The organism is Candidatus Poriferisocius sp., from assembly GCF_965204145.1.
Classification (GTDB): Bacteria; Actinomycetota; Acidimicrobiia; order Acidimicrobiales; family Bin134; genus Poriferisocius.
Window position 1 is genome coordinate 1,892,304 of sequence record NZ_OZ241977.1, and the last position, 22,589, is coordinate 1,914,892.

At 64.7% G+C, this 22,589-nt stretch carries 23 protein-coding genes; 2 read left to right on the plus strand and 21 right to left on the minus strand.

All coding sequences use genetic code 11. The features are described from left to right. Positions 1 to 60 precede the first annotated feature (60 nt). The 20 genes from trmD to ACOGI7_RS08865 all read right to left on the minus strand — a co-directional run bounded on the left by trmD (position 61) and on the right by ACOGI7_RS08865 (position 19,546). Entirely contained in the window at positions 61 to 783 is a 723-nt protein-coding gene (gene trmD / locus ACOGI7_RS08770) for a tRNA (guanosine(37)-N1)-methyltransferase TrmD (RefSeq protein WP_419848380.1), read from the minus strand. Next, on the minus strand, positions 780 to 1,292 hold the full coding sequence (gene rimM / locus ACOGI7_RS08775; RefSeq protein WP_419848381.1) for a ribosome maturation factor RimM: 513 nt from the start codon (positions 1,290 to 1,292) through the stop codon (positions 780 to 782). Before rimM ends, trmD begins: the two co-directional genes overlap by 4 nt. Further along, positions 1,258 to 1,596 (minus strand): KH domain-containing protein, encoded by a 339-nt coding sequence (locus ACOGI7_RS08780; protein ID WP_419848382.1) that lies wholly within the window; start codon positions 1,594 to 1,596, stop codon positions 1,258 to 1,260. Before ACOGI7_RS08780 ends, rimM begins: the two co-directional genes overlap by 35 nt. After that, entirely contained in the window at positions 1,593 to 2,126 is a 534-nt protein-coding gene (rpsP, locus tag ACOGI7_RS08785; RefSeq protein WP_419848383.1) for a 30S ribosomal protein S16, read from the minus strand. The genes ACOGI7_RS08780 and rpsP overlap by 4 nt, the downstream gene beginning before the upstream one ends. Before the next feature lie 138 nt (positions 2,127 to 2,264). Continuing rightward, positions 2,265 to 3,734: a signal recognition particle protein gene (ffh, locus tag ACOGI7_RS08790; protein ID WP_419848384.1), complete on the minus strand. Its 1,470-nt coding sequence runs from the start codon at positions 3,732 to 3,734 to the stop codon at positions 2,265 to 2,267. Between the two features lie 12 nt (positions 3,735 to 3,746). Continuing rightward, positions 3,747 to 4,634 (minus strand): signal recognition particle-docking protein FtsY, encoded by an 888-nt coding sequence (ftsY, locus tag ACOGI7_RS08795; protein ID WP_419848385.1) that lies wholly within the window; start codon positions 4,632 to 4,634, stop codon positions 3,747 to 3,749. A 9-nt stretch (positions 4,635 to 4,643) separates the two neighbouring features. Beyond that, positions 4,644 to 6,059: a S1C family serine protease gene (locus ACOGI7_RS08800; protein WP_419848386.1), complete on the minus strand. Its 1,416-nt coding sequence runs from the start codon at positions 6,057 to 6,059 to the stop codon at positions 4,644 to 4,646. A 51-nt stretch (positions 6,060 to 6,110) separates the two neighbouring features. Further along, a complete protein-coding gene (smc, locus tag ACOGI7_RS08805) occupies positions 6,111 to 9,605 on the minus strand; it encodes a chromosome segregation protein SMC (protein ID WP_419848387.1) in 3,495 nt (1,164 codons plus the stop codon). A 66-nt stretch (positions 9,606 to 9,671) separates the two neighbouring features. Beyond that, positions 9,672 to 10,517 (minus strand): Fpg/Nei family DNA glycosylase, encoded by an 846-nt coding sequence (locus ACOGI7_RS08810; RefSeq protein ID WP_419848388.1) that lies wholly within the window; start codon positions 10,515 to 10,517, stop codon positions 9,672 to 9,674. Between the two features lie 28 nt (positions 10,518 to 10,545). Further along, positions 10,546 to 11,376: a ribonuclease III gene (gene rnc / locus ACOGI7_RS08815; RefSeq protein ID WP_419851489.1), complete on the minus strand. Its 831-nt coding sequence runs from the start codon at positions 11,374 to 11,376 to the stop codon at positions 10,546 to 10,548. Continuing rightward, entirely contained in the window at positions 11,265 to 11,564 is a 300-nt protein-coding gene (locus ACOGI7_RS08820) for a phosphopantetheine-binding protein (protein WP_419848389.1), read from the minus strand. The genes rnc and ACOGI7_RS08820 overlap by 112 nt, the downstream gene beginning before the upstream one ends. Before the next feature lie 89 nt (positions 11,565 to 11,653). Continuing rightward, the gene (gene plsX / locus ACOGI7_RS08825; RefSeq protein ID WP_419848390.1) at positions 11,654 to 12,649 is read right to left on the minus strand and encodes a phosphate acyltransferase PlsX; all 996 of its coding nucleotides are present in this window, start codon (positions 12,647 to 12,649) and stop codon (positions 11,654 to 11,656) included. Positions 12,650 to 12,681: 32 nt separating this feature from the next. Further along, entirely contained in the window at positions 12,682 to 12,861 is a 180-nt protein-coding gene (gene rpmF / locus ACOGI7_RS08830; RefSeq protein WP_419848391.1) for a 50S ribosomal protein L32, read from the minus strand. Positions 12,862 to 12,936: 75 nt separating this feature from the next. After that, positions 12,937 to 13,434 carry a YceD family protein gene (locus tag ACOGI7_RS08835; protein WP_419848392.1) on the minus strand — a complete coding sequence of 166 codons (498 nt, stop codon included), beginning with the start codon at positions 13,432 to 13,434 and terminating at the stop codon, positions 12,937 to 12,939. An 18-nt stretch (positions 13,435 to 13,452) separates the two neighbouring features. Next, positions 13,453 to 14,043, minus strand: a complete 591-nt coding sequence (locus ACOGI7_RS08840) for a hypothetical protein (protein ID WP_419848393.1) — start codon at positions 14,041 to 14,043, stop codon at positions 13,453 to 13,455. A gap of 26 nt (positions 14,044 to 14,069) precedes the next feature. After that, entirely contained in the window at positions 14,070 to 14,549 is a 480-nt protein-coding gene (coaD, locus tag ACOGI7_RS08845) for a pantetheine-phosphate adenylyltransferase (RefSeq protein WP_419848394.1), read from the minus strand. 27 nt (positions 14,550 to 14,576) lie between these two features. Continuing rightward, on the minus strand, positions 14,577 to 15,101 hold the full coding sequence (gene rsmD / locus ACOGI7_RS08850) for a 16S rRNA (guanine(966)-N(2))-methyltransferase RsmD (protein ID WP_419848395.1): 525 nt from the start codon (positions 15,099 to 15,101) through the stop codon (positions 14,577 to 14,579). Further along, complete coding sequence (locus tag ACOGI7_RS08855; RefSeq protein WP_419848396.1) at positions 15,098 to 15,733, minus strand: GNAT family N-acetyltransferase; 636 nt, start codon at positions 15,731 to 15,733, stop codon at positions 15,098 to 15,100. The genes rsmD and ACOGI7_RS08855 overlap by 4 nt, the downstream gene beginning before the upstream one ends. 16 nt (positions 15,734 to 15,749) lie before the next feature. Further along, a complete protein-coding gene (gene recG, locus ACOGI7_RS08860) occupies positions 15,750 to 17,891 on the minus strand; it encodes an ATP-dependent DNA helicase RecG (RefSeq protein WP_419848397.1) in 2,142 nt (713 codons plus the stop codon). Continuing rightward, complete coding sequence (locus ACOGI7_RS08865) at positions 17,888 to 19,546, minus strand: DAK2 domain-containing protein (protein ID WP_419848398.1); 1,659 nt, start codon at positions 19,544 to 19,546, stop codon at positions 17,888 to 17,890. Before ACOGI7_RS08865 ends, recG begins: the two co-directional genes overlap by 4 nt. Before the next feature lie 108 nt (positions 19,547 to 19,654). Between ACOGI7_RS08865 and ACOGI7_RS08870 the strand changes: the two genes are divergently transcribed. Continuing rightward, the gene (locus ACOGI7_RS08870) at positions 19,655 to 19,894 is read left to right on the plus strand and encodes a hypothetical protein (RefSeq protein WP_419848399.1); all 240 of its coding nucleotides are present in this window, start codon (positions 19,655 to 19,657) and stop codon (positions 19,892 to 19,894) included. After that, positions 19,891 to 21,549 carry a phosphoenolpyruvate carboxykinase (ATP) gene (locus ACOGI7_RS08875; protein ID WP_419848400.1) on the plus strand — a complete coding sequence of 553 codons (1,659 nt, stop codon included), beginning with the start codon at positions 19,891 to 19,893 and terminating at the stop codon, positions 21,547 to 21,549. Before ACOGI7_RS08870 ends, ACOGI7_RS08875 begins: the two co-directional genes overlap by 4 nt. Here ACOGI7_RS08875 and galE read toward each other — a convergent pair. Next, positions 21,546 to 22,568, minus strand: a complete 1,023-nt coding sequence (gene galE / locus ACOGI7_RS08880; RefSeq protein WP_419848401.1) for a UDP-glucose 4-epimerase GalE — start codon at positions 22,566 to 22,568, stop codon at positions 21,546 to 21,548. The two genes, ACOGI7_RS08875 and galE, sit on opposite strands and share 4 nt — an antisense overlap. Between the last annotated feature and the right edge of the window lie 21 nt (positions 22,569 to 22,589).

Genomic DNA, 22,589 nt, shown 5'->3' on the forward strand with positions numbered 1-22,589 from the left:
GTGGGTACAGAGCGCCCAATTCAGCCTTTGGGGCGCGACAGAACATCATACCCGTCCTCATCAGGCGAGGCCGAACTCTTCCAAGAGCGCCTGCTCCTCATCGGATAAACCACCGCGGGCGTCAATGAGGTCCGGTCGCAGTGCTGCTGTTCGGGCCAGTGATTGGGCCTTCCGCCAGCGATCCACGCGACCGTGATCTCCCGACCGAAGCACATCGGGAACCGGCCAGCCCCGGAATTCGGCAGGCCGGGTGTAGTGGGGATACTCCAACAGCCCATCGCTGAACGATTCATCGGCGGCCGAAAGCTCGTTGCCCAGCACGCCGGGAACAAGCCGGCCCACTGCCTCGATGATCGCCATCGCCCCGACTTCACCGCCGGCCAGCACGAAGTCGCCGAGCGACAGTTCTCCGTCCACCAGATGATCTCGAACTCGCTGATCCACCCCTTCATAGCGACCGCACAGCAGCGAGAATCCGCGGCCCGAGGCCAACTCTCGGGCGATGGCCTGGTCGAACCGGCGTCCAGCGGGTCCCAGAAGCAGCAAGGGCCTCGGCGGATCGGCCTGCTCCACGGAATTGAACAGGGGCTCTGGCATCATGACCATCCCCGCACCGCCGCCGAACGGTGCATCGTCAACTGAGCGATGGGGGTCGCCCGCCCCGGCTCGGAGGTCGTGAACTCGCACCTCGACCCGGCCTTGCTCCACCGCCCTCCCGATCACACCGAAGTCCAAGAACACCTCGAACATCGAGGGAAAGATGGTGAAGACGTCGACTCTCATGCCTCGCTGAACAACCCGTCTGGCCCATCCACGATCAGCCGATCGGCTGATCGCTCGACAAGAAAGGTGAGCGGCACCAGCGTCCCAGACTCAAGCACAAGAAGATCGCTGGCCGGGTTCCCCTGCACGGCTTCGACCCTCCCGCGCTCGGTGCCGTCGGCTTCGCACACCATCATGCCGATCAGCTCGTGGACCCACAGCTCTTCGGGATCAGAGATGGGCTCGGCTCTCAGCGCTTGTCCCCTCACCGATTCAGCCGTGTCTCGGTCGCTGATCTCGGCGAACCGCACGATCCAGCGCTGCTGGAAGGCCCGAGCATCGGCCACGGTGAGGTCGCCAAAATCGGAGGCGAGCACTGCGCCTGCCTCAAGCCGCTCGGTGCGGTTGGTCCACAGCGTGACCACTACCTCTCCCCGGACCCCGTGAGCCCGGTCGATGCGGCCGACCTCGAGCAGAAGAGACGCCCTTGATTGATCAGTCGACGAACTCGACGTCGATGGGGCTGCCATCTTTGCTGGCCGCGGCCCGCACAAGGGTGCGGATGGAGTTGGCCACTCGACCCCGACGACCGATGACTCGGCCCATGTCGCCTTCGGCCACTGTGACCTCGAGCGTGACCGAACCCTGTCGCTCGACTATTTCCACCTCAACGTCGTCGGGATTCTCCACCACCGACTTGACCAGGTATTCCAGAACGTTTCGAGCAGTGGGGACTTCGATGGTGTTGATGTCACCGTCCTCGTCGAAATCGTCGTCTTCAAAGTCGTCGTCCTCGTAATCGTCGTCCACGGTCTCGAAGTCGGTGTCGCTCACGATTCCCCATCCTCGACTTTCTCGGCATCCTCCTCTGGGCCCTCGTCGCCCTCTGTCGATGCCGCTTCGGGTTCCTCGGCGATTTCCGCCGATGCCGCTTCGGGTTCCTCGGCGATTTCCGCCGATGCCGCTTCGGGTTCCTCGGCGATTTCCGCCGATGCCGCTTCGGGTTCCTCGGCGGTCTCTATCGGCTCGCCTTCGGGTGCGGTATCAGCAGCCTCAGCAGATGCGGCTGTCGTGACCATGGCCGGAGGAGCTGCCGCGGGCCCGGCTTCACCGGTGAACTCCGCCCACGCGCCAGAGATGACCAACAGCTTCTGCACCCGCTCGCTGGGCTGGGCGCCATGGCGAAGCCAGTGCAACGCCCGCTCGTTGTCGATCTCGATCAGAGACGGCTCCTGGCGGGGATTGTAGGTACCTACGATTTCGATGAATCGCCCATTGCGGGCTTTACGGGAATCAGCGGCCACTACGCGGTAAGAGGGCTGCTTCTTCTTTCCCATCCGCATCAGCCGAAGTTTTACTGCCACTAGCCGGTCAGCCCTTCTGTCTTCTGAGGCACATTGGGCGTCCTGAACCCGATTAGCCCGTCATCAGTGCCGGTGCAGGCACGAACCGGCGCCGACCGCCGGAATGGCAAAACTCTACCCGCCCAAAATGCCCGTGGGCTACCTCAGGGAAGAGAGATCGAATTCCCCGTCCTCCAAGCCCGGCAAAGCCAACTTGGGCTTGCCCGCCTTCTTCTGGCTACCCGGTGGGGTAACCCGACTGCCTCCCGACTTCTGTTGGCCACCTGGCGGGGTCACCCGACTCCCCTTTCGACCCTTCTTGGACTTCTTGCGGGCCGAACCCGGGCCTTTGTTTCCCATTCGCTTCATCATCCGCTGCACTTCGCTGAACTGCCGCAGGAGCTGTGACACCTCCGAGGGACGGGTTCCCGAACCAGCGGCGATCCTCTGTCGCCGAGAGCCGTCGACCATGCGGGGGGCGGCCCGCTCCTCAGGGGTCATCGAGCAGATAATGGCTTCGGCTTGGGCGATTCGATCATCCTCGATCTCGGCTTTGCGCAATTCAGGGGGCACACCGGGAAGCATCCCAACCATGTTCTGGAGCGAGCCCATCTTCTTGAGCTGGCGCATCTGCTCCAAGAAGTCCTCCAGCGTGAACTCTCCCTCCAGCAATTTGGCCGCAGCCGCCTCGGCTTCGGCTTCCTCGTATACCTGCTCGGCCTTCTCGACCAAGGTGAGCACATCGCCCATACCGAGAATCCGGCCGGCAACCCGGTCGGGGTGGAACAGCTCGAACTCATCGACTTTCTCGCCGGTGGAGGAGAAGGCGATGGGCCGTCCCACCACCTCCTTCACCGACAGGGCAGCGCCGCCTCGGGCATCGCCGTCCACCTTGGTGAGGATGACCCCGTCGAGCTCGAGGACTGCATGAAACGACTCAGCGGTGGTGACCGCGTCCTGGCCGGTCATGGCGTCCACCACCAAGAAGGTGTAGTGGGGTTCGATGGCGTCAGATATCTGCCCGACCTGATCCATCATCTCGTCATCGATGGCCAGCCGTCCGGCGGTGTCGCAGATCACCACGTCCCGGCTGGATGCCACTGCCTCGGCCACGCCCTTTCTGGCCACTGCAATCGGATCGGAGGGCTCGCTGAACACCGGAACTCCGATGGAGGCTCCCAAGGTGCGGAGCTGCTCGACAGCGGCAGGGCGCTGCAAATCAGCGCCCACCAGCATGGGGTTTCGCCCCTGCTGCTTGAACCAAGAGGCCAGTTTGGCCGCGTTGGTTGTCTTGCCCGAGCCTTGAAGGCCAGCCAGCAGCACCACCGTGGGGGTCTTGGCCGGATGGGTGATCTCCAAGGTCTCGCCGCCCAGAGTGGCAATCAGCTCCTCATGGACGAACTTGATCACCTGCTGAACCGGATTCAGCGCCTTGTGAACCTCGGCCCCCACACACCGCTGGCGGACCCTGTCCTGGAAACCGCGGACTACATGGAGGTTGACATCGGCATCCAAGAGGGCCAGGCGGATCTCGCGCAGCACCTCGTCGACATCGCTCTCCCGCAGGGTCCCCAATCCCCTCATGCGCTTGAAGATGCCCTCGAACCGGTTGCTCAGCGTGTCGAACATGGGCTGCCCAGACTAAGCGAACAGGGCGTCGACAAACTCGTCGGCGTCGAATTCAACCAAGTCCTCGATACCTTCCCCCAGACCCACCAACTTCACCGGTATCCCCAATTCGTCTTGGACGGCCATGACGATGCCGCCCTTGGCCGACCCGTCGAGCTTGGTGAGGGCCACGCCAGTCAGCTCGGCCGACTCAGTGAATCGGCGGGCCTGGGCAAGCCCGTTCTGTCCGGTGCTTGCGTCGATCACCAACAGAACTTCGGTGACCGTTCCCGGCCCTTTGCCGGCCACCCGGTGGATCTTGGCCAACTCCTCCATCAAGTTGGCGCGGTTGTGCAGGCGACCGGCGGTATCCGCCATGACCAGTGGCACTCCCGCGGCCGAAGCGTGTTCGATGGCGTCGAAGATAACTGAGCTGGGGTCAGCGCCCTCGGCACCGCGTACCAGCTCGGCCCCCGACCGGTCGGCCCACTGGCCCAGCTGCTCGACGGCCGCCGCACGAAACGTGTCCCCCGCGGCCAGCACCACCCTGCGACCGTTCTGCACCTCCCGGGAAGCCAGCTTGCCGATGGTGGTGGTCTTGCCCACCCCGTTCACCCCCACAAACAACCACACCGCAGGGCTGCCGTCGGTAACCAGCTCCAAGTCATGACCGCCCAGATCTTCGGCCATCTGGGCCTTGAGCAGAGCCACCAGGGCTTCCGCATCGTTGACTCTGCCTGCCTTGGCCTGCTCCTTGAGCCGATCCAGCAGCGCGGTGGTGGTGCTGACACCGGCATCGGCCAGGATCAACGCCTCCTCCAACTCCTCCCAAGTGGCGTCGTCCACTCCTCGGGAGACTACGGAGGCCAAGAAGCCAGTAAACGTCCCTCGGGCAGTGGAGAGCCGATCTCGAAGCGGCACCCTTATCCCTTACTCGTCATCGGGGTCTTCAACGGGTGGCCGAGAGCCGATGACCACTGACAGCGTGATCTGGTCGTCGTCGCGTACCACTTCCAGCTCCACCTCCGTTCCGGGCACCCGGAACTGGACCTTGGCCGCCAATTCGGTGAACGTGGAAACCACCTCGTTGTCCATGAGGACGATCAGATCCCCTTCCATCAACCCGGCCTCGTCGGCGGGAGTGCCCGGCTCCACCTCCACAACCAGGGCGCCCGGATGGCCAATCTCCGGATCGGTCCCCCAGATGCCCAGGTAACCGAGCTCGGTGCTCTCGCCGTTCAAAATGCGCTGGGCGATGTTCAGCGCGATGTCGGAGGGGATGGCGAACCCCAATCCGATGTTCCCCAGCGAGCCGTCGGTCTGGATGAGCGTGTTCATGCCGATGACCTGTCCGAAGCGATTGGCCAGGGCGCCGCCCGAGTTGCCGGGATTGATGGGGGCATCGGTCTGGATCATCTCGACAAACGCGCTGTCGCCCGTTCCCTCTCTGATAGCCCGGCCCACCGCGCTGACAATCCCCGAGGTGACCGACTGCTGCAACCCGAACGGACTGCCCACCGCCACGGCCAATTGCCCCACCTCGACAGTCGAGCGATCAGCAAAAACTGCCGGTGTCAGCGCCATGTCCGTGTCGACCCTTACTAGACCGACATCGATTGCTGGAGCGGTTCCCACTACGACGCCCTCGGCCCTGGTGCCGTCGGCAAACTGCACCGTTACCGCCTCGGCGTCGCCCAGAACGTGGGCGTTAGTCAGTATGAGACCGGACGCGTCATAGATGATCCCCGAACCCTGCCCACCTCCTGGCTCCTGTTCAGGCAGCTCGAATTCCTCGGGGACCTCGTTCTCAGACTCCTGGTCTTCGGGAGGGAACCCGGGCGTTGTCTCCGGATCTTCCAGTTCAGGCCCGTCCACCTGAATGAGCACTACTGAGGGTATGACCGCCCGGGCGACCGCCACCACTGGGTCATCAGGTATCGGTGGGCTCGGCGGTTGGTCTGAGCTGGGGGATTCGCCTGACGGCGATTGACCCGAGGGCGGCACGACCGGCGGAGCCGGGAGAATCTGCGACCCGCTCGCAGGGGCGCTCACCACCTGAGGCCCGGAGACCACGACAACTTCAGGAGGGGGAGTGTCCTGATTGAAGAAGATGCTGCCCACGCCGATTCCGATGCCGACCAGCCCCAAGACGGCCAACAGAACCGACGCTACAAACATGACCATGACGGGATTGCGGGATTGCGGGGGCAGGTCGTCTTGGGAGGCCCAGGCAACCACCTCCACCGCGCGGGGCTTCGGCAAGTTGCTGGGCTGCTCGTCGGGGCCCTCCAGTTCCCACCCCAAGGGATCCCACTCCGACCGGGGATCTTCGGGCTCGTTGCTCATCGTGTGTGGTGAGTTTCCAGCGACTCGTTGCTCATCGTGTGTGGTGAGTCCTCAGCCTTGTTCGAGAAGTACCTTCGGTTCTGAGGCTACCACCACTCTTTCGGAAAGCACCTTGGAGCTTCCCCCCGGTTTCATGGACACGCCATAGAGACAGTCAGCTGCTTCCATCGTGCGCTTCTGGTGGCTCACGATGAGCAGCTGGGCGTCAGCCCGGAACTCGTCGATGAGCTGGAGGAAGCGGTGAAGATTGACGTCGTCAAGGGCCGCCTCCACTTCGTCCATCACGTAGAACGGCGATGGCCGGCTGCGGAACACCGCGAATAGGAACGCCAGCGCGGTGAGCGAGCGCTCGCCTCCCGAGAGCAGGCTCAGACGCCGGATGTTCTTGCCCGAGGGGCGGGCCTCGATCTCCACCCCGGTGTCCAACAACGCGTCAGGCTGGGTGAGCCGCAGCTTGCCCCCGCCGCCGGGGAACAGGGTCTGGAACAGATCGGCAAAATTGCGGGCCACGTCGGCATAGGCCGACGAGAACACGCTGACGATCTCCTCATCGATCTTGCGGATCACCTTGCGAAGCTCCCGGCGGCTTTGGCGAATGTCGTCAATCTGGCCCTGGGTGAACTCGTAGCGCTCCGACAGCGCCTCGAATTCCTCCAGCGCCAACGGATTCACCGGTCCCATGATGCGCAGTTCTTGCTCAAGGACCCTGATCCGATCAGCGGGCACGACACCCGCCTCCAGGGGAGGACATTCAGCGGCCACTGCTTCACCGGGCTCGCAGTCCAGCTCCCGGCGGCACCGGTCGACCGCAGCCTCAAGGCGGATATTCGCCTCAGCCAGTTCGATCTCGGCGCTGCGGTCCCGCTCTCGGCACTGCCCCAATCTGGCCTCCGTCTGAGACCGCTGGCTGCGCACATCCTCCAGCCGCTGGGCGGCTGCACGAGCTGCCTCCGATTCTTGAGCCCTCCGACGGCGGAGATCCTCAAGCTGAACGCCCGCCTCGCGAGCCCTCTGGGCCACAAGATCCATCAGCTGATCAACGATGGACAGTCGCAGGTCAACCGCCTCCCGACGAGAGGCAGCCTCGGAACGGGCCTGGGTCATCTGGCTCAACCGCCGCTCAATCTCGTCTCGCTGGGTGGTCAGCAGTCGGCGCCGTTCCTCAATCCCCGCGGCCCTCACCTGATAATCGGAGCGGAGGCTGCTTGCCGCCTGAGACTTCTCGGACAGCTCTTCTCGGGCTCGACTCATGCCCTCGGCGCGAGCCCGCTGCTCAACTTCTTTGGCCTCGTGCTGGGGCAACTCCTGGTGAAGCTCACCAGCCCGGCGTCGGTCCTCGCTGATCCTGTCATCCAACTCTCGCCGACGAGGTCCGAGTGCGGCGATCCCCACCTCCGCGTCACGAAGCTCTCGCTCCACCGCAGCCGCCCGATCCCGAGCGTTGTTCAGCGCCTCAGACCGGCTCAGGGCTTCCTCACGAGCCCGAGCCTCGCGTTGCTCGGCCTCCTCTCGATGGCGGTCGACCACGGCCAGCCGTTGCTCGGCGGCGCTGACCGCTTCGGCCGCCCGAACCGATGCCTGCTCTGCCTCTTCCAACAATCCCCTAGTGGCCCCAGAGCGCCGAACACCTACCCGCCATCCAGAAGGCGAGAACCGGTCGCCCCGGCGGGTCACCACCACAGAGGTGGGATCGGCGACCGCCGCCGCCACCGCCTGCTCACTGCTGTCCACCACCCCGACCGTGCCGACGAGGGCGTCGAGGAGCTGGTCCATGCCCGTCACCGACGAGCGAACATGGGGGCGCAACGGGGCACCCACACTCGGGTTTGCCGCCACCGCACCCGACCCGCCCAGAGCCAAGACCGCACCGCTCACATTGTCTGCTTCCAACGTGGCGATGGCTCTCATGGCGACCTCGGTGTCGGTGGCCACCACGGCGGCAACCGCCTCACCGGCGGCGGCCTCAAAAGCCGCCTCCCATCCCCGGTCGATGTCGACAATATCGAGCAGGGTGCCGACCACACCTTCGATGCCGACCAAGCGCTGAGCTCCAGATGCATCACGCGCCTCGTCCAAGGCCAGAGACAGCGCATCCCGCCGAGCCTCCCAGGCCTGAACATCTCCGACCGCCTCGGCAAGAGCCGCCCTCTCGCGCTCGCACGCGGCCCGGGCCTCCTCCGCCGAACGCTCGGCTTGTCGGTGCTCCTTCCACTGGGACAGTTGAGCGGTCTCGGATTCCTGGGCCTCGGCCCAGCTTCGGTCCAGCTCCTTGATCAGCGTCTGTCGACGCTCTTCCAACTCCTCCAGATTCCGACCCAGACGATCCAACTCCTCTTGATCTCGGTGAATCGACGCCTCGAGGATCCTCATCTCGCCCTTGATTCGCGGCGCCTCCGATCCGGAAACCGACAAACCCCCATCACCCCACCGCTCGTCGAACGACAGGCGGAGCTGCTCCAGCTCCTGCTCGGCATCGGCGACAGCAGCCGCATCAGGAGCCAGGGCTGCCGCCAAACCCTCCACCGCCCGCAGCTCTTTGCCCAAGCGATCAGATTCGGCCTCCAACGTGGCCACTACATCCTCGTCAACTCCGGCATCGCGGTCGCGCTGCAAGCGCAGCCGGCGCTCCGACAACAGCGCCTCCAGACCCCGCAGGCGCTCGGTTGTCCCCTCGAAGCGCATCAAGGCGTTGCCGATGTCTCGCCCGTCGGCCCCCGAGAGCTGTGCCTCAGCGGCAGCCAAGTCTCGGTCCAAGGCCTCGACTTGCCCGGTGAGTTGCTGCATCTCGCGGCGGTCGGCGGCCTGGTCTTGCGTCAACTGACGAACCCGCCGGCGCAACTGGTCGATCTCCTGCCCGGCCAGGAAGCGGCGAAGACCGCTCAACTCAGCCACCAGGTCGCCATGCCGCCGGGCGGCCTCGGCTTGTCGCTCCAGCGGTCGCAGCTGGCGGCGGATCTCCCGCACGACGTCGGACAACCGGTTGAGATTGGCCTCCGAAGCAGCCAGCCGCCGCTCAGACTTCTCCTTGCGGCGGCGGTACTTCAACACCCCGGCCGCCTCCTCGATAACCGCCCGACGATCCTCGGGGCGGGCGCTCAGGACCCCCTCAATCTGGCGCTGGGAGACGATCACATGCTGCTGGCGGCCAACGCCGGAATCGCTCAGCAACTCCTGAATGTCGAGCAGCCGACAGGGCACCCCGTTGATGGCATACGTGCTGTCACCGCTGCGGAACAGCGTGCGGGTGATGGTGACTTCTTCGAATTCGATGGGCAGGAGACGAGAGGTGTTGTCGATGCTCAGCGACACTTCGGCCCGGCCCAATCCCGCCCGGGAAGCAGTTCCGGCAAAGATGACATCGTCCATCTTGGCCGAGCGCACTGACGTCGGGGCCTGTGCGCCCAGAGCCCAGGCCACCGCGTCGACCACGTTGGATTTGCCGCTGCCATTCGGACCCACGATCACCGTCACACCGGGCTCGAAAACCAGCGTGGTGGAATCAGCGAAGGATTTGAACCCCTTGAGCGTCAACGCCTTCAAGAACACCTATTCGACCCTACCCATCGGAGGGTCGCGATTTGTGGAACTACTTGCCCAAATGCTCGTCGGAGGTCAGATCTGGCACTGCTCGCAGTAGTACGTCCAGCGCCGGCGGAAGCGGTATTTCTGGATGGGACGGTGGCAACGGGGACAGGGTCGCCCCTTCTGCCCCGACTGCTTGAACACGTTGAGATACTCCTCATAGCCGCCTGGCTGACCGTGAACATCAACGTAGAAGCCATCCTCCAGCGTGGCTCCCCGATGCTTGGCTGCATCATGAAGGGTCTCCACCATCGCCCGGTGCAACCGCCTGACCTCCTGGGGTCCCAGCGAGTTCGGCAGCCGATCGAACCGCAAGCCAGCCGCAAACAGAATCTCGTCGGAGTACAACTCCCCCAGCCCGACTACCACGCGGTCATCGGTCAGGACTGCCTTCAGCTTGGCGTCTTGAGCCAGGAGAATCTCGCCGAACATCCGCCAGGGAACCGGCTGATCCAGAGGATCAATGCCCAGTCCATCGAGCTCGGGGACTTCTTCAACCAGCTTCTCGGCATTGACCAAGAACATCTCGGCATCACCGGCGCCATCCACCAGCCGAAGCTGCCCGCTCTTTGTGAACGTGATTGACACCATGGTGTTGGGTTCGACCTCGTCCCGGTTGGCGTGACGGCGCAGCTGGCCGCCAGAGCCCAGGTGGGCCACCACCACGTCCTCGCTGTCCAGCCCCACGATCAAGAACAGCCCCCGACGGCGCACGTTGGTGATCTTCATCTTCTCCAGCCGATTCACGAACTTCTTCACGCCCCCCGACCGCTTGGCATACCCCGTATCCATGACCTCCACTGACTTGATGCGCAGACCGGACAGTTCCCTGTCCAGATCCCGGCGGATGGTCTCGATTTCCGGCAATGCGATCATCTGATGGCTCCTACTCGTGCTTCTGAAATCATGGGGCTGCTCCGACGGTATAGGCCATCGCCTCTGAGTCCAGGGTCTGCCATGCGGAGGCGGCCGCGGCCTGCTCAGCCTGCTTCTTGGACCGACCCTCGCCCCGACCTCGCTCCTCGCCGTCCAAATGCACAATCGCCAGGAATTGCTTGGCGTGATCGGGGCCCCTCTCAGACAGGCGGTACTCTGGCGCTTTGAAACCACTGCGAGCGCAGTACTCCTGCAATCTGGTCTTGAAATCTCGGATACCCGGACCTTGAGAAGCCATGGCAATGCGATCAGCCAGCCATCTCCGGACCAGTTCGATGAGAATCTCCCAGGGAGCATCCAGATAGACCGCCCCGATCACCGCCTCCATGGCATCGGAGAGGATCGATTGCTTTTCCCGTCCCCCCGACGCCTCTTCACCGCGTCCCAGGCGAAGGGCCTTGCCCAGCTGAAGCTCGGCAGCCAGGTCAGCCAGCGTCTCCGCTCGCACCACTTCAGCCCGCAGGGGGGCCAATTGGCCCTCGGCCATCTCCGGATAGGCGGCGTAGATGTGATCGGTCACTACGAGGGCCAAAACGGCATCGCCCAAGAACTCCAGCCGCTCGTTGGAGGAAGCCCCGAGGTGGTCGGCACACCAGGATCGATGGGTAAGCGCCTCGACCAGCAGGCTGGGCTGGGTGAACTGGTAGCCGAGGCGATCGGCTAGAGCAACGAGGTCGGGGTCGGCAGTCAGGAGCTTCGGCTCAGACGGCCGTGTACATAGTCGACGGCATCTCGAACCGTCTTGAGATCCTCCAAGTCTTCGTCGTCGATGCTGAAGCCGACAGTCCGTTCGCTCAATTCCTCTTCCAAGGTCTCCACCAGCTCGATGAGGGCAAGAGAATCAGCGTCGAGATCGTCGGCAAAGGCCTGCCCCTCGGTGATCCGGTCGGGAGAGATCTCCAAGATGTCCGCCAAACACTCAGTGACGAGGGTCAAGACCCCGTCGCGATCCAGCGGACTCTGCTCGACATGAGTTTCGGATGGCACGTCATCTCCGGGGCAGCTCAGCAACACGGCGCCTGGAAAGTATACGCCAGCTTGTTGCCCTTCCTACCCACCGAGGACAAAGGGAATCCCTATTCAGAGGACAGAACCCGGCGCAATGAGCCCACGGTGTCGCGTTCAGCCAGTTCATGAGCCACTTGTATGGCGTTGGCCAGCGCTCTCGGCGACGAAGCCCCATGACTGATGATGCTGACGCCGCCCACCCCGAGCAGGATGGCGCCACCGACCGAATCGGGGTTGAACTCCTCATAAAGGGGCGCCAGCGCCGGGGCCAGCAGGTGGGCGCCCTGTCGGGCCTCCTCCGAGGAATCGAACGCTTCCAACAGCGCGCCGATCAGCTGTTTAGCCACCCCTTCGGCAGTCTTGAGGGCCACATTCCCGGTGAAGCCGTCAGTGACGATCACGTCCACCAGGTCTTCCAGCAGGTCTCGCCCTTCGACATTGCCTGCGAATACCGCACCTGTCCTGGCTTGCCAAGCCCCGTCCCCCAACAGATCGAATGCCTCCTTGACCAGGGGCGATCCCTTGCCTGCCTCCTCCCCGTTGGACAAAAGACCGACTCGGGGCTCTTCGACCCCCCAGCGATCGCGGCAGTACACCGCACCCATCTGGGCGAACTGCACCAACCACTCGGCTTGGCACTCGGTGTTGGCCCCCGAGTCCAGCAGCACATTGGGCCAGGCCCGGCCGGGAACAATGATAGGGGTGGCGATGGCCGGCCGAGAGACTCCTCGGATTCGGCCCATCCTGAGCAAGGATGCCGCCATGGCCGCTCCGGTATTTCCGGCGCTGACCATGGCAGCGGCCCGGCCGTCTCGGACGGCTTCGGCCGCCCGAACAACAGAGGAATCCTTCATCTTCCGAACGCTGGAAGCCGCCTCAGCTCCCATGGCGATCACCTGCGATGCCGGAATCACCTCGAAGTCGCCAGCCTCGGACAACCCCTCGGGCTGCCCCACCAACAACACGGGAATGCCCTGCTCGGCGGCGATTCGGACACCAGCCACCACCGACTGGGGAGCATCGTCACCCCCCATTGCATCGACGGCAACGGGAAGCGATGTCAATTCACGCCCTTCAAATGGCGGTGAGTGGCGGCTCAGGCCACTTCAACCGCTTCACGCCCGGCGTACCAGCCGCACACGCTGCACACTCGGTGCGGACGTTTGAACGATCCGCAGCGGGGGCATGTGCTCAGTGCCGGCGCGGACACTCGCCAGGCCGCGGCGCGGCGGCTGCGGCCCTTGGCTTTGGATGTCTTCTTCTTCGGTACAGCCATCGAACGCTGCCTAACTCTGGAGGGAAAGTCGAGTGCCCGCTGCCAACGAAAACGGCGTTGACGCGGCGGTTAAATCTACTGCCCGGTGCGCAGCGCGTCTAACGCAGCCCATCGGGGATCTTTGGGGCGGTCTTCAGCAGATGGCTCAGGCTGGTTCATGGGATAGGCATCAGGAGCCGGCCCCACGCAGTCCTCCGAGCACAGCGGTGCGATGGGCAGGGCCAATACGAGGCAGTCGCGGACCATGGGAGTCAGGTCTGCTTCGCCGTCTTGAATCGGATAGGTCTCTTCATCGGAGGGGGCCCCGCTGAACATCTCCCGAAGATCCTGCTGTACCGACTGCTCAATGGGCTCCAAACAACGGCGGCACGAACCGCGCCATCCTGCCGACAGCGAGCCGGTTACCTCCAGTCCGCTGACCACCGATTCCAGATGGAGTTGGAGATCGACCGGCCCGTGAACCGCGGCATCAGAAGTGGACAGACCCTCGACATCGACCTGGATCGAAAGCTCGCGTTGCGAGCCGGGGCGACGCAGCAATTCCGCTACCGGCACGAGCAGTTCGCTCGACATGGCGCCTCCTCCTGCGGCTCAGCCCACGGTGTCTTGATCGAAGAAACCGTCGTCGGGCTCAGGCTCAGGCTCGGGACCATACGCCCGGACTAGATCGGCCAGCGGGTCGCCCTGCAACCGGGTCCTAGCCTCTTTGACGGTGTTCAGAATTCGCTCGAGGGCGTTCTCGAAGCTGCCCAGCTTGGTGTCGCAATAGTCCTCGGTCTCCAGGCGCAGCCGGCGAGCGGTGGCTTCGGCCTCCTCCACCATTCGCCGGGCCCGCTGCTCGGCCGCTTTGACCACCTCCGTGCGCTGCACCATAGCCTCGGCCTGGGATCGGGCGGCCACCAAGATCTCGTCGCCCTCCCGATGGACCCTCTTCAGGAAGTCCTCGCGCTCTTTGAGGAGCCAGCGGGCGGCCCGCATCTCTTCGGGAAGGCGGTTCAGGCAGTTCTGAAGAAGCTCGAGGACTTCCTCTTTGTTGATCATGGACGAAGCCGACAGCGGCATGGGCCGGGCTGCGTCGACCATTTCGATGGCTCGGCGCAACAGCAGATCGAACTCCGGGTCCACAAACGTCCCCGCGGCGGTTTGGTGGGTTGCAGTTGTGTTGGGGTCGATGTCAGTCATCTCGATACCTCTTGATGAGTCGTTTGTCAGCCATCTCGATACCTCTCCAAGAGTCGTTTGGCCACCGGTGGTGGGACCATGGAGTCGATCTGTTGGCCGAAGCGGGCGAGCTCGCGAATCAGCTTGGAAGCCAGAAACGAGTGCTTGCTGGCGGAGGGGATGAACAGCGTGTGGACCCCGGAGACGGCCTGGTTCATCTGGGCCATCTGAAGCTCGTTCTCGAAATCGGATACCGCCCTGAGGCCCTTCACGATGAAGTCGACGCCCTCCCCGGTGGCCAGATCCACCACCAGACTGGCGAACATGGTGGTCCGCACATTGGGCAGGTGGGCGAAGCACTCCTCCAACATCGCCTCGCGCTCATCCAGATCGAACAGGGGGGTCTTCTGCGGGTTGGCGACCGCAGCCACGATCACCTCTTCGAATAATCGCGACGCGGTCTCCACAATCTCCATATGCCCGTTGTGGATGGGATCGAATGATCCGGGGAACAGGACACGCGTCACGAAGAAGTCTCCTGGGGTCTCTCGTTGCTATCGCCGGCTGGCGATCACCACAACGGTACCCGCGTAGCGCCGCTGTTTGATGACATCCCAGCCGGGTCCGGGTTCCACGGCCTGATCGGACTCGGCCATCACCACGTTGGCGGGGAGCCGGGAGAGCAGTTCCGGCCAATCGTCGAACCCATAGGGAGGATCGCACAGCGCCACGTCATAGTCACCGTCCAGTCGGGGCAGCTCCTCCATGACATCGCCGGGCACCACCCGACAGCGGTCGTTGAACCCGATGGCGTCGATGTTGGCCCTCAGCGCGGCCAGCGCCGGCAAAGCCGACTCCACGAAGGTGGCCGAGGCCGCTCCGCGCGACACGGCTTCCAGCCCCAGCGCCCCCGAACCGGCGAACAGGTCCAGCACATCGGCGCCTGCCAGACGGCCCTGGCTGTGCAGCGAGTTGAACACCGCTTCTCGAACCCTGCTGGTGGTGGGCCGCACCTCCATGCCCTCCGGGGTGCTCAACCGCCGGCCCCGGGCCTCCCCGGCGATAATCCGAAGCGTCATCGTTGTTGTGGAGGGCGTGGTTCTCGAGCCATGGGAGTGATCAGCACCCCGTCACCCAGCACGAACTCGCCGACCGGCTCAAAGCCATGACGGCGATAGAAGCCCACGTTGGCCGGGTTGCTGGATTCCAGATACGCCAACTGGCCCGTCCGGTCGCAGCGATCCAGCATCGGGGCCAGAACCCTGCCTCCGTGTCCCCGGCTCTGCTGGTCGGGAGACGTGCCCAGCACCGCCAAGTACCAGTGGGGCTCAGGGAGACGGGCCTGGTGCATCTGGCCCAAAGCCTCCATCCGAGACGGAGCCAGATCCCCCAAGAGGTCGGTCATCATGGCGACGAACGCCTTTCGGCCTTCTGATTCCCCTCGATCAACCTCTTCGGACCCCGTCGACGAGTCTTTCTGGTCTTGAGGGGGCTGCCAGTAGGCCACACAACCATCGATCCGGGTGCCATGCAGCTCTGAGCCGGGCGGCTGATGGTCGAGGGAGAACCCCCACCAGCGCGCCAGGGAATTCAAACGGACAGCATCATCGGGAAACACCCACCTCATCAACGGGTCCTGTTCAAAGGCGCCTGCCCAGATCTCTGCGATCCGATCTCGCCGCTCCAATCCCATTCGCACGATTTCCAGCACAGTGCCCCCGAGGATGTCAGCTCTTCATCAGGTAGTCGGCATCGTCGTCCACCAGCAACATCTCCACTTCGGCGCGCAGCTCCGAGTGCAGTTGCAGATCGGGGTCGTCATCAAGCATCTCCCCGGCGGCCTGGCGGGCCCATGCCACCCAATCCTTGTCCCGGCGAAGGGAGGCCAGCTGCAAGTCGTTCCTGCCTTTCTGGCGCTCGCCCAAGATGGTGCCCTCTCCCCGCAGCTCCAAATCGGCCTCGGCCAGCTCAAACCCATCAGTAGTGTCCACCAAGGCCCGAAGCCGCTCTGCGGCGACCCCCACTGCATCGACAGCCAGCAGACAGCAAAAGGATTCCTGGTCGCCCCGCCCCACTCGGCCTCTGAGCTGGTGAAGCTGCGCTATTCCAAACCGATCGGCGTCCACAATCACCATGATGGTGGCGTTGGGCACATCCACCCCCACTTCGATCACGGTGGTGGCGACCAGCACATCTATGACCCCGCTTCGGAACAGGTCCATTACCGACTCCTTCTCCGCTGGGGTGAGCCGGCCGTGGAGCAAACCGACTCGCAGACCGGCCAGCTCATCGGCTTGCAGGCGCTCGTACGTCTCGGTGACGGAGCGGGCCTCGATGCTGTCTGACTCCTCGATCAGCGGGCATACCACATACGCCTGGCGGCCCTTTCCCACCTCGGCTCTGACCTGCTCCCAGACCTCGGCCTCTTCATCCTCGGTCCGAGCCCAACGGGTGGCAATCGGGGTTCGCCCGGGGGGCATCTCGTCGAGTGTGGACACGTCCAGGTCGCCGTACACCGTCATGGCCGCGGTTCGGGGGATGGGCGTGGCCGTCATGACCAGCACGTCGGGAGAGGCTGCTTGCGAGCCCTTGGCCCGCAAGGCGGCCCGCTGCTCCACGCCGAAGCGGTGCTGCTCGTCCACCACAACCACTCCCAGCGAGGAGAATTCCACCCCCTCCTGGATGAGGGCATGGGTGCCGATCACGATGTCGATGGCCCCAGAGGCCAAGGACTCCTGGATGCGGGTTCGCTCGGCGCCCGGCGTTTGATTGGTGAGCAGGGCAACCTTCAGGGGCCGCTCGGCCAAGAGCGTTCCAGATGCGGGCACTGCCAGATCTTCCAGCAGGGAGCGAATTCCCAAGAAGTGCTGGGTGGCCAGCACCTCGGTGGGGGCCATCAGCGCGCCCTGGTGCTGGCCTTGGACCGCAGTGAGCATCGCGGCCACCGCGACCACGGTCTTGCCCGCCCCCACATCGCCCTGCAAGAGACGGTGCATGGGCACCGGACGGGCCATGTCGGCCACCACTTCGGCGATCACCCGGCGCTGGGCACCGGTGAGGGGAAACCCAAGCGAAGTGGTGAACCGGTGCACGAGCTCTCCGCTGGTGTCGTGGCAGATTCCGAATGCGGCCCGCTCCACGGCCCGCTTGCGCATGATGAGCTTGAGTTGAAGGCGGAGCAGTTCGTCGAACACCAGCCGATCGCGGGCGGTGTACTGGGCATCCATGGAGTCGGGGCGATGGATGCCCTCGATGGCCTGATGGCGGCCGATCAATCCGTGACGCTGCCGCAGCGACTCGGGAACCGGATCGCTGATCCCCCGCTGCTCGGATCGCCGCAAGGCCTCGTCCACCCACCGCCTGAGCTCCCGGGTTTGGAGCCCGGCCTTGCCCGACTGGGGGTACACCGGCACGATGCGCCCGGTCTCGTCTCCCACCAGGTCGACGATGGGATTGGTCATCTGGTTCTGGCCCCGATACCGGTCCAGCTTCCCGAACACCACCACCTCTTGGTCCTGGGACAACTGGCGATCCCGCCAAGGCTGGTTGAAGAAGATCAGGCCCAAACGGCCCGTGTCATCGCTGACCGTCACCCTGACCATCGTTCGGCTGCCTCGGAGCCTCTTGGAGAACACGCTGTCCACCCGGGCCATCACCATGGCCTCCACGCCGTCTTCCAGGTCTGAGATGGCTGCCCGGTTCGTCCGGTCGATGTAACGGCGGGGGTAGTAGGTCAGCAGATCCAGTACCGATTCCACCTCGACTGAGGCCAGCGCCTTGGCCTTGGCCGGTCCCACTCCGCTCAGCACTTCCACGTTCATCTTGTGGAAGTCGGCCATGGTGAGCGCAGGCCGGTGGATGTCGGTCATTCCACCCCGAAATAGAACGGATAGAGCGGTTGGTTGCCCTCGTGGACCTCCACCTCGACTTCGGGATGCTGCTCCGCGAGCCAAGCCAGCACTTCGTCGACATCCGCGGCCGTGGCGTCGGCGCCGGAGATAACCGTGATCAGCTCATGGCTGTCGTCGATGATCTCGTCCAGGAGCCCGGTGGCCGCCTGAGCCGCGCTCGGGGCCACCACCCGCAGCCCCTGGCGATCCAGTCCCAGCCACTGGCCGGCAACAATGGATCCCAACTCGCTCTCGGTGTCGCGCACCGCTTGGGTGACCTCGCCGGTTGCGACGTCTTCGGCGGCCTCAGCCATGGCCGAGAGGTTCTGATCAGCACTGGCCGAAGGGTCGTAGGCCATCAGGGCGGCCAGCCCTTCGGCGATCCCCCGGGTGGGCACGACCCGCACAGCGGCATCAGTGCAGCCGTCCACTCGCTCGGCAACCGGCACAATGTTCTTGTTGTTGGGCAACAGCACGATTTCGGTGGCATCGAGCTGCTCGACCGCCTGCACGAAATGCTCAGTGGAGGGATTCATGGTCTGCCCTCCGGCGATGACGGCACGGACCCCGAGCGACTCGAAGATGCGGCGCACTCCGGCCCCCACCGACACGGCCACCACCGCGGTGCGAACCGGCTCACCGGCCACCGTGGTGACCGTCCCGCCGATCTCGGCCTCGACCAGCGACTCCACGTGTTCCACCTGCTCGAACAAGTCGGTCACCCGTATGTCGAACGGGCGGCCGACGCCGATGCCCGCCTCGATGCTGCCGCCGATGTCGTTGCTGTGGATATGGCAGTTCCACAGGCCATCGCCGCCCACCACCACGATGGAGTCGCCCAGGGCCTCCCAAGCGGAGCGGAATTCGCCGATTCGGCTGTCCTCGGCCTCCAAGAAGAACATCACCTCATAGCGCGTGCCGTCGACGTCGTCTACGGCGCCATGGGGGTCATCGGCCCCGGCCACCGCCGCGCCCACCCCCGCGGTTGGGTCCACCGGCGGCGGGTCGGGCAGCGGCCGGCCGTCCATCGCGGTGGCCAGCGCATCCAAGAACAGCAGAAACCCCGCTCCCCCGGCGTCCACCACATTGGCCCGGGCCAACTGGGGCAGCAGCTCAGGCGTGCGATCCAACGAGGCCCGCCCAGCCCGCTGGCATCCCTCCACCATTTGGATGAGGCCGTCGACGCCCACCTCAACCGCCTCAGAGGCGGCGATGGCCACATCCCGCACCACCGTCAGAATGGTGCCCTCCACCGGGGCGGACACCGCCTCGTCGGCCGCGGCCGAAGCCTTTTGCAGCGCCCCGGCCAACACCGGCGGGTCGACATGGCCGGCGGTGGCCACCGTCTCGGCCAGCCCCCGCAAAATCTGTGAAAGGATCACACCGGAGTTGCCCCGCGCCCCCATCAGCGAACCATGGCTGATGGCGCGGCAAACCTCGCTCATCCCCTCCCCAGCCGCAGACACCTCGGTGACCACCGTTTCCAGAGTGAGCGCCATATTGGTACCGGTGTCCCCATCGGGAACCGGGTACACGTTGAGCTGGTTGATGACGTCTCGGTGCATGCCGAGGACGTCTCGGTACCGCTCCATCGCAGCCCGCAACCCCTCAGCCCCCAGTCGGTCTGCCGTCATGACTCGCGATGGTAGTGAGTTCAAGCTTCCCGACTCGCGAACCGTTATGACCAGCCGTTACCCTGCCACTACTCCCGGTCACTGTCAGAAAGAGTCCCCGTGCAGGGTGTGATCAAGGCATACGATCCCGCAACCGGTCTGGGCGTTGTTGTGCGCGACACCGACTTGGCTGAGTTCGACTTGGCCTCCGATGCGCTGGAGGGATCGGTGTTCCGGATGCTGCGCCAAGGGCAGCGGGTGCTGTTCGACCTCGCAGAAGGGCAGGCCACCCGCCTGCGATTGGGCTCAGAGGTGGACATGGGCACCCCATCGTTCCTCACCGCGGCTGGCGACGCGGAGCCCGCGTGAGCGGCTCGGTCGCCGAGCAGCTCCGCGTCCGCTTCGGCTTGGACTCGGTGGATGTTCGGGCCGGGCTAACCCAGGATGAGCTGTTCGCCGCGGCCGTCGCCGGAGACCGGGGCCGCACCCAGATCAATGGGGACGAGCACGCCCAGAAGGCGTTCGCCACTGCGCTAGGGGCCGACGGACCGCTGATCTTCTACTCCGACCCGTCGTGTACCGGACGTCCCGTGCAGGACACCTTTGCGGTGGCCTGGCCCGAAGTGGTGGACGACGTGTGGTGGAAGTCGGACTTCAACAAGTTCGACGCCGACCGCTTCCCGGCCCTGCTCGAGCGGGTTCTTGACCACCTCAACAAGAAGCAGGCCACGCTGTACACCGCCGATGTGTTTTGCGGTTGGGATCCGGAGTTCGCCATCCCCTACCGGCTGGTCAGCGAGTACGCCACCCACGCCTACTTCGCCAACATCATGTTCCCCAAGGAAGTGCGCGACGACGCCGACCGCGAGTCGGTCGGCTGGACCATGATCAACGTGCCCAGCTTCAGGTGCGATCCCGACCGCGACGGCACCCGCACCGATCGGGCCGTCATCATGGATCTGCGCAATCGGCTGGGGCTGGTGCTCGGGCGGGCCGACTACTGCGGCGTGGTCAAAAAGACCATGTTCACGGTGATGAACTTCGTGCTGCCCGACGCCAAGCAGCTCACCATGCACTGCTCGGCCAACGTGGGCCACGACGGCAACAGCGCCATCTTGTTCGGACTTTCCGGCACTGGGAAGACCACTCTGTCGGCCGATCCCGACCGCAGCCTGATCGGCGATGACGAGCATGTGTGGACCGAGTCGGGCATCGCCAACTTCGAAGACGGCTGCTACGCCAAACTCATCGACCTGAACAAGCAAGCCGAACCGGTGATCGCCGCCGCCCTGTCGATGGGGGGCACCCTGATCGAGAACGTGCCTCCCCTGCCCGGCAGGGAACTGGCCGATACCGACCCCCAAGAGCTCGACCTCACCGACAACTCCATCACTGAGAACACCCGATTCGCGTATCCGCTGGACTGCAATCCCGACGTGGCCCCGGGAGCCCAGGGGCCCCACCCCCGCACCATTGTGCTGTTGACCGCCGACGCCTTCGGCGTGCTGCCCCCGGTGTCGATCCTCGACCGCGACGAAGTGATGTACCACTTCGTGATGGGCTTCACCGCCAAGCTGGCCGGCACCGAGGTGGGCGTGGTGGAGCCTCAAGCCACTTTCAGCGCCTGTTTCGGCGCGCCGTTCATGTCGCACAAGCCGTCGGTGTACGCCGAACTGCTGGCCCACCGCATGGATGCCCATTCCGCCCGCTGCATCCTGTTGAACACCGGCTGGTCGGGTGGGCCCTATGGGGTGGGAGATCGCATGTCCATCGCCCATACCCGGACGCTGCTCGACGCCGCCCTCGACGGCGATCTGGACACTGTGGAAACCGTCAGGCTCCCCATTCTGGGGCTGCGAATCCCGATCTCGTGCCCCGGAGTCCCCGACGAGGTGCTGAATCCCCGCAACACATGGAGTGACCCCGAGGCCTACGACGAGGCCGCCGTTAGGCTGCGCGACCTGTTCCGCCAGAACTACGAGGAGCAGGGGTACGCCTCGCTGGGCATACAGGCGATGCTCTAGCCGCTCCGAAAACCCTGCGGATTGGTCGACTGCCAGGCCCAGCCGTCTCGACACATGTCCGCCAGAGTTCTCGTGGCTGACCAGCCCAATTCGCGGCGGGCCTTACCGGGGTCGGCCTGCAACTCGGGAACATCGCCGGGGCGTCGGTCGAGCTCCTCATAGGGCAAGGGGTGGCCGGTGGCTTCCCGCATCGCGGCGATGACCTCAAGAACCGAGGCCGCCCGGCCGGTGCCCAGGTTGTAGGCCTGCACTTGGCCGACAGGGGACCCCAAGCGCTCTAGAGCAGCCAGGTGGCCGGCGGCCAAATCCATGACGTGGATATAGTCGCGCCGCGCCGTGCCGTCGGGGGTGGGATAGTCGGTCCCGTACAGCGGCAGATTGGGGCGCCGGCCTACCGCCACCTGAAGCAGATAGGGCATCAGGTTGCCGGGAACGCCCTCGGGATCCTCCCCGATCAGGCCGCTGGGATGGGCGCCCACTGGGTTGAAGTAGCGCAACAAGGCCGCCGACCAACGGGCGTCAGCTTGAACGATATCGGCGATCATCTGCTCGATGATCAGCTTGGTCCAGCCGTAGGGGTTGGCCGGACGGGTTGTCGCCATCTCCGACAACGGCAACTCGTCCGGCGTGCCATAAACCATGGCCGAAGACGAGAACACGATCCGGCGCACACCGCTCTGGTCCATCACCCTCAGCAGCACGGCGGCTGACTCCAGGTTGTGGCGGTAGTACCGAAGCGGATCGGCCACCGAATCAGGCACCGATTTGAGCCCCGCGAAGTGCAGCACCGCGTCGGGGCGCACCTCGGCCATCACTTTTTCCAGCGCGGACTCGTCTCGGCAGTCAGCGATTTCGAGGCGTGGGTGGCGTCCAGTGATTTCGGCGACCGCGTCGATGGCGGCAGCCGAAGAGTTGGCCAAGTTGTCCAGCACCGCCACCTCGTAGCCAGCCTCTAGCAGGGCGACGCAGGTGTGGCTGCCGATGTAGCCCGCGCCCCCGGTCACCAGCACCGTCGCCATGTTCGGCACGCTAGCGGAGTG

What these genes read in the sequence shown, in the direction of transcription:
- galE (WP_419848401.1), bottom strand. Translation starts at nt 22,568, where the DNA reads ATGGCGACGGTGCTGGTGACCGGGGGCGCGGGCTACATCGGCAGCCAC.
- rpmF (WP_419848391.1), bottom strand. Translation starts at nt 12,861, where the DNA reads ATGGCTGTACCGAAGAAGAAGACATCCAAAGCCAAGGGCCGCAGCCGC.
- recG (WP_419848397.1), bottom strand. Translation starts at nt 17,891, where the DNA reads ATGACCGACATCCACCGGCCTGCGCTCACCATGGCCGACTTCCACAAG.
- rsmD (WP_419848395.1), bottom strand. Translation starts at nt 15,101, where the DNA reads ATGACGCTTCGGATTATCGCCGGGGAGGCCCGGGGCCGGCGGTTGAGC.
- ACOGI7_RS08835 (WP_419848392.1), bottom strand. Translation starts at nt 13,434, where the DNA reads ATGTCGAGCGAACTGCTCGTGCCGGTAGCGGAATTGCTGCGTCGCCCC.
- rimM (WP_419848381.1), bottom strand. Translation starts at nt 1,292, where the DNA reads ATGGCAGCCCCATCGACGTCGAGTTCGTCGACTGATCAATCAAGGGCG.
- ffh (WP_419848384.1), bottom strand. Translation starts at nt 3,734, where the DNA reads ATGTTCGACACGCTGAGCAACCGGTTCGAGGGCATCTTCAAGCGCATG.
- trmD (WP_419848380.1), bottom strand. Translation starts at nt 783, where the DNA reads ATGAGAGTCGACGTCTTCACCATCTTTCCCTCGATGTTCGAGGTGTTC.
- ACOGI7_RS08840 (WP_419848393.1), bottom strand. Translation starts at nt 14,043, where the DNA reads ATGACTGACATCGACCCCAACACAACTGCAACCCACCAAACCGCCGCG.
- ACOGI7_RS08865 (WP_419848398.1), bottom strand. Translation starts at nt 19,546, where the DNA reads ATGACGGCAGACCGACTGGGGGCTGAGGGGTTGCGGGCTGCGATGGAG.
- ACOGI7_RS08800 (WP_419848386.1), bottom strand. Translation starts at nt 6,059, where the DNA reads ATGAGCAACGAGCCCGAAGATCCCCGGTCGGAGTGGGATCCCTTGGGG.
- ACOGI7_RS08810 (WP_419848388.1), bottom strand. Translation starts at nt 10,517, where the DNA reads ATGATCGCATTGCCGGAAATCGAGACCATCCGCCGGGATCTGGACAGG.